This is a genomic window from Acinetobacter sp. TUM15071 (genome assembly GCF_008980925.1).
Classification (GTDB): Bacteria; Pseudomonadota; Gammaproteobacteria; order Pseudomonadales; family Moraxellaceae; genus Acinetobacter; species Acinetobacter dispersus.
In genome coordinates this window covers 1-13656 of the sequence record NZ_BKGB01000028.1, presented here as the reverse complement: position 1 = coordinate 13656, position 13656 = coordinate 1, and the positions used below count along the sequence as shown (strand labels likewise).

At 37.7% G+C, this 13656-nt stretch carries 16 protein-coding genes and 1 pseudogene; 13 read left to right on the top strand and 4 right to left on the bottom strand.

The genetic code is table 11. The annotated features are described in order from the left end of the window. Positions 1 to 88: 88 nt before the first annotated feature. From GBI66_RS18510 to GBI66_RS18490, 6 genes are all read left to right on the top strand, one after another. Positions 89 to 298 carry a cold-shock protein gene (locus tag GBI66_RS18510; RefSeq protein WP_004653101.1) on the top strand — a complete coding sequence of 70 codons (210 nt, stop codon included), beginning with the start codon at positions 89 to 91 and terminating at the stop codon, positions 296 to 298. A gap of 472 nt (positions 299 to 770) precedes the next feature. Continuing rightward, entirely contained in the window at positions 771 to 983 is a 213-nt protein-coding gene (locus tag GBI66_RS18505) for a cold-shock protein (protein WP_004807774.1), read from the top strand. Positions 984 to 1579: 596 nt separating this feature from the next. Beyond that, entirely contained in the window at positions 1580 to 2998 is a 1419-nt protein-coding gene (locus GBI66_RS18500) for an FAD-binding oxidoreductase (RefSeq protein WP_151717085.1), read from the top strand. A gap of 180 nt (positions 2999 to 3178) precedes the next feature. Further along, complete coding sequence (locus GBI66_RS19535) at positions 3179 to 3340, top strand: hypothetical protein (protein ID WP_005189331.1); 162 nt, start codon at positions 3179 to 3181, stop codon at positions 3338 to 3340. 189 nt (positions 3341 to 3529) lie between these two features. Beyond that, entirely contained in the window at positions 3530 to 3964 is a 435-nt protein-coding gene (locus GBI66_RS18495; protein WP_005189329.1) for a DUF333 domain-containing protein, read from the top strand. 176 nt (positions 3965 to 4140) lie between these two features. Further along, complete coding sequence (locus GBI66_RS18490) at positions 4141 to 4707, top strand: FxsA family protein (protein ID WP_005189327.1); 567 nt, start codon at positions 4141 to 4143, stop codon at positions 4705 to 4707. Positions 4708 to 4754: 47 nt separating this feature from the next. On the opposite strand, the gene GBI66_RS18485 is transcribed toward GBI66_RS18490, so the two are convergent. After that, entirely contained in the window at positions 4755 to 4943 is a 189-nt protein-coding gene (locus GBI66_RS18485) for a hypothetical protein (RefSeq protein WP_151717084.1), read from the bottom strand. Positions 4944 to 5184: 241 nt separating this feature from the next. On the opposite strand from GBI66_RS18485, the gene GBI66_RS18480 reads away from it, so the two are divergent. Beyond that, positions 5185 to 5442: a hypothetical protein gene (locus GBI66_RS18480; protein ID WP_005189320.1), complete on the top strand. Its 258-nt coding sequence runs from the start codon at positions 5185 to 5187 to the stop codon at positions 5440 to 5442. 58 nt (positions 5443 to 5500) lie between these two features. On the opposite strand, the gene metK is transcribed toward GBI66_RS18480, so the two are convergent. Further along, a complete protein-coding gene (gene metK, locus GBI66_RS18475) occupies positions 5501 to 6667 on the bottom strand; it encodes a methionine adenosyltransferase (RefSeq protein ID WP_005293361.1) in 1167 nt (388 codons plus the stop codon). 382 nt (positions 6668 to 7049) lie between these two features. Here metK and tkt point away from each other — a divergent pair, with 382 nt between their 5' ends. From tkt to GBI66_RS18460, 3 genes and pseudogenes are all read left to right on the top strand, one after another. After that, positions 7050 to 9038, top strand: a complete 1989-nt coding sequence (gene tkt, locus GBI66_RS18470; RefSeq protein WP_151717083.1) for a transketolase — start codon at positions 7050 to 7052, stop codon at positions 9036 to 9038. Between the two features lie 72 nt (positions 9039 to 9110). Then, positions 9111 to 9644 (top strand): annotated as a pseudogene (locus tag GBI66_RS18465) (DUF3916 domain-containing protein). A 17-nt stretch (positions 9645 to 9661) separates the two neighbouring features. Beyond that, entirely contained in the window at positions 9662 to 10165 is a 504-nt protein-coding gene (locus tag GBI66_RS18460; RefSeq protein ID WP_151717082.1) for a hypothetical protein, read from the top strand. A 12-nt stretch (positions 10166 to 10177) separates the two neighbouring features. Here the strand turns inward: GBI66_RS18460 and GBI66_RS18455 are convergent, their stop codons facing one another. After that, positions 10178 to 10588 carry an OsmC family protein gene (locus GBI66_RS18455; protein WP_151717081.1) on the bottom strand — a complete coding sequence of 137 codons (411 nt, stop codon included), beginning with the start codon at positions 10586 to 10588 and terminating at the stop codon, positions 10178 to 10180. A 227-nt stretch (positions 10589 to 10815) separates the two neighbouring features. On the opposite strand from GBI66_RS18455, the gene GBI66_RS18450 reads away from it, so the two are divergent. After that, entirely contained in the window at positions 10816 to 11394 is a 579-nt protein-coding gene (locus GBI66_RS18450; protein ID WP_151717080.1) for a YceI family protein, read from the top strand. A gap of 128 nt (positions 11395 to 11522) precedes the next feature. Here the strand turns inward: GBI66_RS18450 and GBI66_RS18445 are convergent, their stop codons facing one another. Continuing rightward, positions 11523 to 12200 (bottom strand): LexA family transcriptional regulator, encoded by a 678-nt coding sequence (locus GBI66_RS18445; RefSeq protein WP_005189291.1) that lies wholly within the window; start codon positions 12198 to 12200, stop codon positions 11523 to 11525. A 134-nt stretch (positions 12201 to 12334) separates the two neighbouring features. Between GBI66_RS18445 and GBI66_RS18440 the strand changes: the two genes are divergently transcribed. After that, a complete protein-coding gene (locus tag GBI66_RS18440; protein WP_033133306.1) occupies positions 12335 to 12742 on the top strand; it encodes a hypothetical protein in 408 nt (135 codons plus the stop codon). Between the two features lie 60 nt (positions 12743 to 12802). After that, entirely contained in the window at positions 12803 to 13354 is a 552-nt protein-coding gene (locus tag GBI66_RS18435; protein WP_151717079.1) for a hypothetical protein, read from the top strand. The last annotated feature ends 302 nt before the right edge of the window (positions 13355 to 13656 follow it).

Genomic DNA, 13656 nt, shown 5'->3' with positions numbered 1-13656 from the left:
CTATCTAATAACGATAGATTGTGTTAGGTCATTATTGAAAAATTTTGATCTAACTCATAAATGAACAAAGTTTAAAAGGTTTAAAAGTATGTCTGATACAGTTACTGGTACTGTTAAGTGGTTCAACGAAACTAAAGGTTTTGGTTTCATTCAAGCTGATTCTGGTGAAGATGTTTTCGCTCATTTCAGTGAAATCCAAAGCAAAGGCTTCAAAGTTTTGAATGAAGGCCAACGCGTTTCGTTTGTTCTTGGTCAAGGTAAAAAAGGACCACAAGCAACTCTTATTACTGTTATCTAAGTACTTTAGACCAGTGAAAAAAAAGCTCACAACATGTGGGCTTTTTTTGTGCTTGGAAATAGGTGTAAAGCATATAAAACGAAACAAAATGATGAACATGTGTTTGCTGTTTGAGGTCAAAATAGCATGAAATAATATGTTAAAATTTTATATAAGTATCAGATTTTAGAATTTAAAATAGTAGCTGCAATTTTAAGCTTATGAAAATTAATATAAAAATAAAATATTTATTCGTCTTTAATGCTCGGTCAGGTCTTGGAAAAAGAGGTTTGAGTCGAGATTGAGATTGCGTGAAAAATGTAAAGTCGTGTATAGTGAATGCTAACTAGAAGAATAACGCTGTTGATTCAGAAAATCTTGCATCTCATAGTTGTAGATAAACCTTTCGTTTTATCTGATTTCCTCTCAGAGTTTATGATTCCAAGTTGCTCGCTGCTAAGCGCCCCAAATTTTTTAAAATAGGTTTAAATATATGTCTAATACTGTGACTGGTACAGTTAAGTGGTTCAACGAAACTAAGGGTTTTGGCTTTATTCATGCAGACTCTGGACAAGACGTTTTTGCTCATTTCAGCGAAATCCAAAGCAGTGGTTTCAAAGTTCTACATGAAGGTCAACGCGTATCTTTTACGATTACTGAAGGTAAAAAAGGCCCTCAAGCAAGTGGTATCACTGTTGTTGCTTAAAACTAAGCACGATATATAAAAAAAGCTCACTTTGGTGGGCTTTTTTATACCTTCATATTTTGGATTCTTAAGGCGCGCTTTTTTAAATTATTTTGTATTAACTGCCGATTTTTGTCATAAATTCACCATTTGGTTGAAAAATTGCACTAGCGAGATATACGACTTTTTGCTAATTTATTTCTATTGATTTGTTAGGCAAATTAATAAGTGTAGTACATTTAATGAGCGTGAGAGTTATGGAAAACTTGGAGCCGTATGCTCAAGGGTTTGAGCAAGAAGTTCATGTACATTGTAAAAGATCTTTAGGTACGTTGTTATTCAGCTTTGTGGTATTGATTGCAACGAGCTTATGAGAGAGAAAAGCACCTTCGGGTGCTTTTTTAAATTTGAGCTCATCTATTTCAGTAAAATTATCAATTCAAAAATTTTTCCTTATATTTAAAAACACAAAAATATGTATTGCTGTCCAATGCTTAAAGTTCTCTCATGTTGTTAACCTATCAAAATTATTGAAAGATTCTAGTTTTATTGTTCATTCTTGTTGGGATAAGCTTTGTCCATTATTGAGTAATCAATTGTTTTTAGGTGAATTTCAAATGTATGGCGATATAAAAAAACCAACGCATTTAGATGATGTTGTATTTAAAGAAAGCAAAGCATATAAAAACTCTAATGAGTGGAGCTGGGTCAACCCAAAGCATGGGCAGTTTGACCATCCTGCAAATTATTATGAAAGCTCTTTAGAGGACTGGCATTGTTTTGATACTTTAACAGCGGATCAAGAATGTGATGTAGTGGTTATCGGTGGAGGATTACTCGGTGCTTCAGCCGCATTACATTTGGCTGAGCAGGGTATTGATACGATTTTGGTTGAAAAGAATCGTATTGGTTCTGCAGCCTCAGGTCGAAATGGTGGACAGCTTACACCTGGCCTAGCACGCTGGGAAGCCGAAGAGATGATTAAGCGCTTTAGTTATGAAGATGCAAAAAAACTTTGGCATTTTACCTCTACTGAAGCGATGACTTTAATTGATCAGATCGCAGAAAAGTATGATGTAAATTTAGCGCGTAAGCGTGGACATATTACCGCTGCTGTGCATGAGGGGCATTTGATTGCTTTGACTCAAGGTGCAGATGCTCGAAAGTATTTGGGGGAAGATCACACTAAAGTGGTCGGTGAATATGAATTAAAAGCATTGATCAAGTCTGACCTATATAAAGGTGGTTTGGTGGATGATTTAGGTGGGCATATTCATCCTTTGGCGCTAAACCGTGCTTTGGTACATGGCTTTTGTAAAAACGGAGGCCAAGTTTTTGAACAAACCGAAGTCAATTCAATTTCTGAGCAAGCAGATGGTATTTATGTTCAAACAGCAACTGGCGTGATAAAAGCACGTAAAAGTGTCGTGATTGCTGTGCATCATAATGCATTTAAATTATTGCCAGAAAAAAAGCAGACCGCGATTCCATTCCATACTTATATTGCAGTTACGGCACCATTAGATGTGCCCATCACTGAATTATTGCCACAAGATCATCCTGTTTACGATACGCAGTTACAGATTGATTATTATCGGGGTGTTTCGAATAATAGATTGCTTTTTGGTGGGCAAGGAACAGGTACGAGCTGGAGTGTAGGGCACATTAATCAATATTTGCTGGGGCGAGTCAATAAGGTGTTTCCACAGTTAAACAATGTTGAGATGGATTTCTGTTGGAGTGGGGTCAGTGATCTAACCATGAATGGCGCGACTGATAATCGTAAGTTTGGAAATAAGTATCCAATTTATGCAGTGCATGGTTGGAGTGGGCATGGTGTGGCGCAAACAGTGCGTATTGGTAAAGCAATTGCTGATGATTTTTCGGGTAAGAATACCGATTATGCAATGCTCACCAAAATTCAGCACAGCGATATTTTATTTGGTCGCCTATTGGCGCCATTGGCGATTCCAATGTCAAAAGGTTGGTATGGCGTTACTGGGATGCTCAATCCAGGGAAAATGGTTTCGTTTTAAATACTGATTTATCATAAAGTAATAAAAAATGCCTCTTAAATTAGAGGCATTTTTATGTTGTTTAGCAATACATGATAATGGTTTATAGAAAATGAATGAGCTAATCAAATTGATTGATTTGATTTTTTTCTATAGATGGATAAAGATCATGTATTCGAAGAAGTAAAAAGGATGAAATCCATGGATATTGTACAAGTCAAAGATTTTTCAGCTGCAACGGGGTATACGCAAGCTATTATGGCAATGGATGAGTGGGTGGATACACGACCTTACTTTTATATTATTAAAGAGCATTATTTGGTCGATGAGGCGATTCGGTTGGAATACATCATTATTCAATAAATTTTTCTCAACTGCCCAAATTTAGACCTGTCAGGTTTGATTGACACTAAATTATGTGGTGATTGAAAATGACCATTGCTGTGTTTCTATGTAATACCTACTATAGCCTATGTTTTTGTTTCAAATCATAGACATAATAATCTAAATAATTTTGTTATCTTTACTTTTTACTTTCTTAGAATTCAAATTATGAAAAAGATCTTAGTCTTAGGTGCAATTGTAGCCTCATTGGCAGCATGTTCAGCAACACCAAATAAAGATATGACACCACCAAAAATTGGTATGGCAAACCCTGCAAGCAAATATTGCGTAGAGCAAGGCGGCCAGTTAGAAATAAAAAATGAAGCCAATGGTCAGGTTGGATACTGTAAGTTACCGAACGGTCAAGTGGTTGAAGAGTGGGAGCTTTTCCGCGCGAGTCAACCTAAATGTCTAGCAGATGAAGCGACCAAGTTAATTGGTCAGTCTGGACTAAGCGAAGAGCAAATCAAACAAAAAACCAAGTCTGAAATTGTACGTAGTGTTGGACCAAACCAGCCTGTTACGATGGATTATCGTGAAAACCGTGTGACCGTAACGATTGACCCTAAGTCTAAAAAAATTACTCAAGCAACTTGTGGTTAATTTTTAAAGTAGATTGTCTAAGCTCTCAATTTTGGGAGCTTTTTTATACAAGCTTTCATATTAGACTTGATAAATTAAGAAATGTACCCATCAATTAGTTTATTGAGTTTATTTTATTTGTTGTGTCAGGATTGATTCATCAAGATTGCACAAGGTTTTAATTTTAGAGATTTGACATGAATCTACTTCTTATCGTGGTATTTGGCACAATTGCTGAAGTTTTAGTTTGGATTGGCGTGGGCGACCTCGTTGGAAGTATGTGGTATGTCTTTTTCTGGTTCATCATCGCATTCTTTATTGGTTTAAATCTTGTTCGTTCAAGTACCTCAGGTATTATGCCGCAGTTACAACAAATGCAGATGACAGGGCAATTAGGTGCTGATCCAGCAGTGACCAAAAAACTTGCACTTGCAATGGCTGGTTTTTTGCTCATGGTTCCTGGTTTAATTTCAGATGTATTGGCGGTATTAGTATTAATTCCACCTGTTCAAACGGCATTCCGCAATGCACTGATGAAAACTATGGCAAAACGTCAGCAAGCCATGATGGATAAAATGATGGGTGGAATGGGCGGCGGTGCAGGTGCTGCAGGACAAAATCCATTTGCAGATCTGATGCGTCAGATGCAGGATATGCAAAACCAGCAAGGTGGTGGTCAATATCGTGACTCAACCATTATTGATGGTGAAGCACGTGAAGTGAAGCCTGATCAAAAGAAAATTGAATTTAAAGATGTAAACTAATTCAGTTCAATGTAGATAAAAAAGCACACCGATAGCGTGTGCTTTTTTTATATCTCATCTTTTTTATCTTGCTGAGCTTGTGTTTGTTTTGAAGTCGGAGTTGGGTTAACTTCCGCTTTGTTTTGCGGTTGATACTGGCTTGCTTGAAGTGTAGTGACTTCATTTTCTGATTGTTTGTATTTGCGACTACGATTTGCACGCTCGCGAAATCCACCTTTATTAATTAATTCGGTCATGATGTATTCCACAATTTCAAAAGACTATTTTATCAAATTATGTGAAAGATCAAAATAATCTTAACCGTCTCAAGATTTTCTTGGGCTTTGGAATCTAATCAAATTGTCATAAAAATTTGTTAATTTGAATGAATAGGTCAGAAAACTAGATTGAATTCTCATTTTTTTTCTCATAGGATAAAAGTGTGACATTTGAAAATGTTGTAAAAAGAAAATAAAAAATAAGTGGTAGGAGGAATTAATGATGTTATATCAATATCATTGTGCATGTTGTGACAAGGTCGTCGCATCAACAGATAAAGAGTGCCCATATTGTGGCTCTCATCATATCCGTAGTCCATACGGGATGTGGATGTTTTGTGTAGCGGCTTGTCTCGCAGTGGTCGTCGTGATTAAACTTGCGCATTTATATATTCAGCATCATCAAGAAGATCAGCCAGTTCAAAGCAATTCATTGTTTGAAATGTTTAAACAAGATAATACCGATTCGAATAAATAATTTTGGGGTAATAAAAAAGCTCGCAATTGCGAGCTTTCTTGTGGAAGAGCAGTGTGGATTACAATCCAGCTGCATCTTTAAGCGTTTCAACTTTATCAGTTTTTTCCCAAGTAAAGGCAGAGTCTGAACCTTCGCGGCCAAAGTGACCATAAGCTGCAGTTTGCTTATACATTGGTTGGATCAGATTCAGCATACGCGTGATGCCGTATGGACGTAAGTCGAAGTGTTCACGCACGAGTTGAATAATCAATTCGTCAGATACTTTACCTGTATTGAATGTATTGATTGAAATCGAAGTAGGTTCAGCAACACCAATTGCATAGCTCACTTGAATTTCACATTTGTCTGCTAAACCTGCAGCAACAATGTTTTTTGCTACATAGCGGCCAGCATAGGCTGCAGAGCGGTCAACTTTCGATGGATCTTTACCTGAGAAAGCACCACCACCGTGACGTGCCATACCGCCATAAGTATCGACAATAATTTTGCGACCTGTTAAACCACAGTCACCTACAGGTCCACCAATCACAAACATACCTGTTGGGTTGATGTGGAACTTGGTGCCCGCATGAAACATTTCAGCAGGAATGATCGGCTTAACGATCTCTTCAATAATCGCTTCTTTAAGCTGAATTTGAGAGATTTCAGGATCGTGCTGTGTTGATAATACAACGGCATCTAAACGTACTGGCTTACCATTTTCATAAGCAAATGTTACTTGGCTTTTCGCATCTGGGCGTAACCATGGTAATGCACCTGAACGACGTAACTCTGCTTGACGCTCCATTAAACGGTGCGCATAAGAAATTGGTGCAGGCATAAGTACATCAGTTTCACGGCTTGCGTAACCAAACATTAAACCTTGGTCACCCGCACCTTGATCTTCAGGTTTCTGGCGGTCAACACCTTGTGCAATCTCAGGAGATTGTTTACCGATCATATTGATCACGGCACAAGTTGAACCATCAAAACCTAAATCAGAATGGTGATAACCAATGCCATTTACGGTTTGACGTACAATTGCTTCAAAGTCAACGTTTGCTGTCGTTGTAATTTCACCAGCAAGAACAACCGCACCTGTTTTTACTAATGTTTCACAAGCGACACGCGCATACGGGTCTTCTTTTAGGATTGCATCTAAAATTGCATCGCTAATTTGGTCAGCCATTTTATCTGGATGACCTTCGCTTACAGATTCTGAAGTAAAAACAGCATACTCGCGCATGAACGTCCTATCACTGGTATTTTCAAAAAGACAGAGTATGTTACATCGACTTGGCGGATAGGACTAGCACAAGCTGACTAAAAAGCAGGAATTTATTCTATTTTCATTATGTTTTTATTGATATGTGTATCAGTAAAATTGATATTTGGTGCTTTTTATATGAATAAAGCTGTAATCGACGGTCTAAATTTTTCCTAGATTGCTCAGTGTTCTGTTTATGACTTGAACATTTACCCACAGAATGCCAAATGAATGCGGGAAAAGTAAGAAATATCGTGTATTGCACTTTACCCACTGTCGTTTTTTTAAGACAATAGTCGCAGTTTTTGAAAGATGATTTCTCATCTTTTCTCATATTATTGATTTAATCGGATTCTGACTTATGACAACCCCTTTAAATGAACGTCGTATTGCAAATGCAATTCGTGTCTTGGCAATGGATGCTGTGCAACAAGCAAACTCAGGGCATCCAGGTGCTCCAATGGGGATGGCAGATATCGCTGATGTGGTTTGGCGTGAATTTTTAAATCATAACCCGACGAACCCACAATGGGCGAACCGCGACCGTTTCGTATTGTCGAATGGTCACGGCTCAATGTTGCAATATGCATTATTGCATTTGACAGGTTATGAGTTATCTATTGAAGATTTAAAACAATTCCGTCAATTACATTCTAAAACACCAGGTCACCCAGAATATGGCTATGCACCTGGTATCGAAACAACAACTGGTCCATTAGGTCAGGGTATTGCTAATGCGGTTGGTTTTGCGTTAGCTGAAAAAACTTTAGCTGCTCAGTTCAACAAAGACGGCTTGAATGTTGTTGATCATTTCACTTACTGTTTCTTAGGTGATGGCTGCTTGATGGAAGGTATTTCTCACGAAGTATGTTCACTTGCAGGTACTTTGGGTCTTGGTAAGCTTGTTGCGTACTACGACGACAATGGTATTTCGATTGATGGCGAAGTTGAAGGTTGGTTCAGCGATGATACTGAACAACGTTTCAAAGCGTATGGTTGGCAAGTTCTTCGTGTAGACGGTCATGATGCTGCTGCAATCCGTCAAGCGACTGTAGAAGCGAAAGCTGAAACCAATAAACCAACGATCATTATCTGTAAAACGATCATTGGTCTAGGTTCACCAAATAAACAAGGTAAAGAAGATTGTCACGGTGCGCCATTGGGTAAAGACGAAATCGTTTTAACCCGTGAAGCATTGGGCTGGAAAGAAGATTCATTTGTTATCCCTGAAGATGTTTATGCAGCTTGGGATGCAAAAGCAAAAGGTCAAACCTCTGAAGCAGCTTGGAATGAATTGTTTGCTCAATACCAAGCAAAATATCCAACTGACGCAGCTGAATTATTACGTCGTATTAATGGTGATTTACCTGCTGAATTTGCTGCACAAGCAGATGCATTTATTGCTGAAACCAATGCAAAAGCAGAAACCATTGCAACACGTAAAGCAAGCCAAAATACTTTACAGGCATTCGGTCCATTACTTCCTGAATTATTAGGTGGTTCTGCTGATTTGGCGGGTTCTAACTTAACACTTTGGAAAGGTTGCCAAGGCGTACAAGAAAACCCAGCGGGTAACTACGTGTATTACGGTGTTCGTGAATTCGGTATGACTGCAATCGCGAATGGTGTGGCTTTACACGGTGGTTTCGTTCCTTACGTTGCAACATTCTTGATGTTTATGGAATATGCACGTAATGCAGTACGTATGTCTGCATTGATGAAGCAACGTGTGATTCATGTTTATACACATGACTCAATCGGTTTGGGTGAAGATGGTCCTACGCATCAACCAATCGAACAAATTGCATCATTGCGCGGTACACCAAACTTAAATACTTGGCGTCCATGTGACACAGTTGAAGCTGCTATTTCTTGGAAATCGGCACTTCAACGTAAAGATGGCCCATCAGCTTTAATTTTCTCTCGTCAAAACTTGCCATTCCAAACACGTAATGAAGCTCAAATTCAAAATGCTGCAAAAGGTGGTTATGTACTTGCTGAAGAGAAAGGTGAATTGAAGGCAATCATCATTGCAACAGGTTCAGAAGTTTCATTGGCAATGGAAGCATATGCACAACTTGAAGGTGTACGTGTAGTGTCTATGCCATGTGCTGAAGAGTTTATGAAGCAAGATGCTGCATATCGTGAAGCAGTATTGCCTGCGCATATCCGTGCACGTGTAGCGGTTGAAGCGGCTCATGTGGACTACTGGTGGAAGTTTGTTGGTTTAGACGGCAAAGTGATCGGTATGACCACTTACGGCGAATCTGCGCCAGCAAAAGACTTGTTCCAATTCTTCGGTATTACCACTGAAGCGGTTGTTGCTGCGGTTAAAGAATTGACTGCTTAATCGAATTAAGTCGTATAAAAAAAGCGCTCTGATTAGGGCGCTTTTTTTATGATGATTAAATGGAATATAAAAATGAGACGGTTTGCATTATCAAATAAAAAAGAACGGGGAATTCCACGTAAATTAAGAAATCTTCGGGGTTGGAGTGAAAGTTTTAAAGGGTATTTCCCTGATTTAGAGGGAAATGAAGAACGGTATTATAATTGGAAGATACCTGTACCCATGAATATGGTTTAAGGAAATCATGCTCAACAAGAAATAAAGGCTGAATGTGCTCAATATCTGATTAATGCTTGTCAGTATTTAATTGAGGCGAAGCCTGTTGGCACAAGATTTTGTAAAGTGGTATGTGTCATTGTGCAACCAGATATGTTTGCTAGTGAAATTTGTTTATATCTGGATGAAGATTATTTTAATGCCCATACCTTATCGGCAGAGTGCTATGATTCCAAATATCTTTTAGGAGATGAAATGAGTCTGGCTCGAAGCTGGGGATTAAAAATTCCTGAGAAAATAAAAGAGCAAGGGATACATATTCATTATATTGATCTAAAAAATGAAACAGCTAATTATATAGCTGATTACTGGTACTTTATTGAAAATTAAAAGATTAAGGTATTGCGATGAAGAAAGAATTCGAACTTCATGCTTTTGATGAAATATTAAATGACATTAAATATTGGTATTTGGAAAATTTAAATAAAAAAGAAATATTTTGGCAGTGCGCAAAATATAATTTTTTATATCGCGCATTACAGGAACGTTTCAAAAATAAAAATGGTGACCAAGCATTGGGTGGCGGTGATTATGCTTATCGCGTACAGACCTATTTTGAAGAGGCTATTCAAGCTCGGGTTAAATATCATCACATGCCAAGTTGGGCGAAGTTAAAGGGCAAAATATTAGCATTTGATGTGCACTCATCAATGTTTGATGGTTTGGGTGAAAAAGAAACAGGTGGGTTTATAGATGGTTCTGATACACCACCACCTGAGTTTTGGATTCATTTCGATGGGGTAAATTTATATTCATTTATTCCAAATGAGCTCACAAATATTGTCGACCGAGCAATAGATATTTCGATGAGTGGCTCATTGGAATGGTATACGAATGTGATTGAAATTTAGTGTAAGGGCCACTTAGCCGATACTTAATTCACTCTGAATCGAAATCTTTGACGTTAACAATTTATGAATCGGGCAGCTTTCCGCGACTTTTAATAAACGTTTATGCTGATCTTCGGTAAATTCACCTTTTAAGATGATTTTACGTTCAATATTATTTTGACCTGATTCAGGTTCACCATTGGGATTTAAGGCTAAATCGACCTGAACATGCTCAAGCTTAATCCCCTTATGATTGGCATACATTTCTAAAGTAATCGTTGTACACGCCCCTAAAGCTGAAAGTACCAACTGAACAGGGTTGGGTGCAGTATCTTGACCACCTTTATCTTCAGGCTCATCTGCATACCAAGTATGGCCAGAAGGATCTGTCAATGTAACGCGATAAGGTGTAGATGTACTAAGTGCTTGTGCTGTATGTGTCATGTTTTACCTTGTTGTTTATCGTGAAGTATCTAAATCAAAATATACCCATTGATCATGTGATCTTGCAGATCAATTGTCCAGTATCGAATGGTCTTATGATATTGATTTTTGATAAGCGCTGTAACGCTTTTATTGTTGCACTGGTGAAACATATCGTTTTATAAAGACTAGTGAATAAAAATACTTGATCTATACACTAATCACTATATCAAACAAGGATACGAAAAATGCAATTTAAAACATTAAGCCTCGGTTTAGCAGTCGCTTTAGCGAGTTCTGTAACGTTGGCTGCACCTGTCGACTATAAAATTGACCCAACGCATACTGCGACAGTATTCAACTGGAATCACTTTGGTTTCTCTACACCAAGTGCAAATTTCACTGACATCCAAGGTACGATTAAAGTTGATAATGCAAAACCTGCAAATTCATCTGTAGAAGTGACTATTCCTTTAAGCAGTGTAAATACCAATGTTGCTGCTTTAGATAAAGAGTTCCAAGAAGAAGCTTGGTTTAATGCTGCGAAATATCCAAACATTACCTTCAAAAGTACTAAAGTAGAAACCAAAGACAAGAAACACTTCAAAATCACAGGTGATTTAACTGTTAAAGGTGTGACTAAACCTGTGGTATTAGATGCTGTACTGAATAAACAAGGCGAGCATCCAATGGCGAAAGTACCTGCAATTGGTTTTAATGCAACAACAAGCTTTAACCGTTCTGCATTCGGTATCGGTAACTACGTTCCAAACGTAGGGGATAAGATCACTGTCAATATTACTACTGAAGCAACTGCTGCGAAGTAATATCACATTGAATAAAAAGGCCTAGATCATCATCTAGGCTTTTTTATATGAATTTGTTTGATGGTATAAATAATTAACCTACTAATATTAACTTTGAATAAGAATACTAATAAATTACTCTTTGAACATTAGCTATGTTTGATCTTTGATCGACGTTTGGATTGGTAAATATAGCGAATGGAATCGACAACTTCACCGACAAAAATACATTCTTCGTCTAAGGGAATGATGTTGGGTTTGAATTCGGGATTCAATGCTTGCAGATATCTTGAATTATCAGTTTCGATCACTAGACGCTTAAATGTTGCATCTTCATGCTTTCTCACCACAATCATGTCACCCGACTGCATATCACTATATTGCACGGTTGGATCAACCAAGATGTAATCGCCCTCATGAAAGACAGGATAATTACTGAGACCTTGTACTTTTAGATAGAAGCAGTGATCGCAATCATCTGGCAATGGCAGCCATTCTTCAACTTGTGTGATATCAACCGATTCCACATTGGTAAAAACGCCCGCTTGGACCCAGGAGAGCACTGGAGCCATATTGGCTTTTACAGGGGAGATATTTGAACTATCTTCATGACCAGATTCTTTCGGTGTGGCATGCCCTTGACCCGTTTGTAACCAATAAGCATCTACACCCAGAAAATTAGCAATCGAAGGCAAATGTGATGATGAGCTTACCAGTCCTGTTTCAAGCTGGCTGAGTGCAGATTGTGTAATGCCGACAGCAGCAACCACATCTTTTTGCGACTTCTTGGCTTTTTTTCTTGCTTCTTTGAGCCGATCTTTAAGCATTTTAATGCACCTTAAATCAATAGATTAAGAATATTAGCAAGCTAATGTGAAGTCAAATTAGTATTCTTATTGAATTAATATTAGTTTACTAATATAATTGTCTTATTCATTAGGTTAAATGCTGGAGGTGCGGCATGAACAAGACAATCAATCCAAACATGCATATTAAGCAAAATCTTGATGCGGAAATTGAAGCATGGTTGGCTCAAGGCAATGTAATCACAAAGATCCAAAATACATATGAGCAGCGCTTGAAAGCAAGGCCAAATCATATGACTAAATTTGTATCACCAGAAAAAACCCAAAAAGAATTAAAGAAAAGTATAAGAATCGCCAATCAGGCAACAGATGCCCAAATTCAGATGTTTAGTCAGTGGTTGGATGCGCATAAGGGACGGGCAAAAGCATTGGTGGGTATTTTGGGCTGTGCACATAGTTATATTTCCCAAATCAAAAGTGCAACTCGGCCCTGTACTAAAGCTCGATTTGAAGAAATTCATCAGGCCATGAATATTGTTGAAGCGAGAGAAAAGTATCACTAAACGCAACAAATACAATGATCGCTAAATCACAAAATATATAAATCAGTAAGAGGTAACGTTATGAATACAAATATAGCAAAGTTTGAAAAATTTGAATGGTTAATGCAGGGACTAAGTTTGCGTTCGCCAAATTTAGAGCCTTTTGTGCGTGGTACAGGTGAGAGAAGATTGAGTTATGAAGATCGTTTGGGTGTGATTGCCTCCATGCAAAACCAATTGGCAAAGTCGGTCACGGCATTGATTGTGTTCGAACATAAAAGCAAGCAAGACTATGACGATGTCCGTCAGCATTTGGCTAAAGTATTTATTGAACAAGCCCTACGAGATAAAAAGCGAGAGCCAGAACGTATTGCGATGTACCATTTGGCAGGATTGATAGCACGGATGGTGTTGGATTTTGTATTGGATCCTGAGCTAGAGGAAAACTATACTGCAAAAGGGCGTCTGGCTTATGCAGGCATTAGCCGCCATCAAATGAGTCTTGATTGTTATAGAAAGACATGGAAATGCTACGAGATTAAACTCATAAATGTGCTTGAAACTGCAATTCAAGAAGCAGAAATTGCAATAGGGAAATATAGAAAAGATATTTATAAGATAATGAAGGCATGATATTTTATTGATATAATTGTCAACTTCATAATTATATTTATTCTAATTTTACTGTTAAAATATTCTTTATTAAAAGCTCATTTTAATGTGGGCTTTTAATCTGTGGGTAATATAAATATATCTAAGAATAAGGAGGTTGTTAATTTTGAAAAAATATTCATCCATTTTGACTTTAATTGTTATTGTCTGTAGCGGAATTTTCTATTCAATGTATAGCTCGAATTCATTATTTCCGAGGAAGCCTGTTCGATTAGATTCTAGATGCTATGGCGTCGATGTTCCTAAATCAATAAAATACAATC

Excerpts from the sequence above, each read along its gene's own strand:
- GBI66_RS18510 (WP_004653101.1), top strand. The coding sequence starts at position 89 with ATGTCTGATACAGTTACTGGTACTGTTAAGTGGTTCAACGAAACTAAA.
- GBI66_RS18505 (WP_004807774.1), top strand. The coding sequence starts at position 771 with ATGTCTAATACTGTGACTGGTACAGTTAAGTGGTTCAACGAAACTAAG.
- GBI66_RS18500 (WP_151717085.1), top strand. The coding sequence starts at position 1,580 with ATGTATGGCGATATAAAAAAACCAACGCATTTAGATGATGTTGTATTT.
- GBI66_RS19535 (WP_005189331.1), top strand. The coding sequence starts at position 3,179 with ATGGATATTGTACAAGTCAAAGATTTTTCAGCTGCAACGGGGTATACG.
- GBI66_RS18495 (WP_005189329.1), top strand. The coding sequence starts at position 3,530 with ATGAAAAAGATCTTAGTCTTAGGTGCAATTGTAGCCTCATTGGCAGCA.
- GBI66_RS18490 (WP_005189327.1), top strand. The coding sequence starts at position 4,141 with ATGAATCTACTTCTTATCGTGGTATTTGGCACAATTGCTGAAGTTTTA.
- GBI66_RS18485 (WP_151717084.1), bottom strand. The coding sequence starts at position 4,943 with ATGACCGAATTAATTAATAAAGGTGGATTTCGCGAGCGTGCAAATCGT.
- GBI66_RS18480 (WP_005189320.1), top strand. The coding sequence starts at position 5,185 with ATGATGTTATATCAATATCATTGTGCATGTTGTGACAAGGTCGTCGCA.
- metK (WP_005293361.1), bottom strand. The coding sequence starts at position 6,667 with ATGCGCGAGTATGCTGTTTTTACTTCAGAATCTGTAAGCGAAGGTCAT.
- tkt (WP_151717083.1), top strand. The coding sequence starts at position 7,050 with ATGACAACCCCTTTAAATGAACGTCGTATTGCAAATGCAATTCGTGTC.
- GBI66_RS18460 (WP_151717082.1), top strand. The coding sequence starts at position 9,662 with ATGAAGAAAGAATTCGAACTTCATGCTTTTGATGAAATATTAAATGAC.
- GBI66_RS18455 (WP_151717081.1), bottom strand. The coding sequence starts at position 10,588 with ATGACACATACAGCACAAGCACTTAGTACATCTACACCTTATCGCGTT.
- GBI66_RS18450 (WP_151717080.1), top strand. The coding sequence starts at position 10,816 with ATGCAATTTAAAACATTAAGCCTCGGTTTAGCAGTCGCTTTAGCGAGT.
- GBI66_RS18445 (WP_005189291.1), bottom strand. The coding sequence starts at position 12,200 with ATGCTTAAAGATCGGCTCAAAGAAGCAAGAAAAAAAGCCAAGAAGTCG.
- GBI66_RS18440 (WP_033133306.1), top strand. The coding sequence starts at position 12,335 with ATGAACAAGACAATCAATCCAAACATGCATATTAAGCAAAATCTTGAT.
- GBI66_RS18435 (WP_151717079.1), top strand. The coding sequence starts at position 12,803 with ATGAATACAAATATAGCAAAGTTTGAAAAATTTGAATGGTTAATGCAG.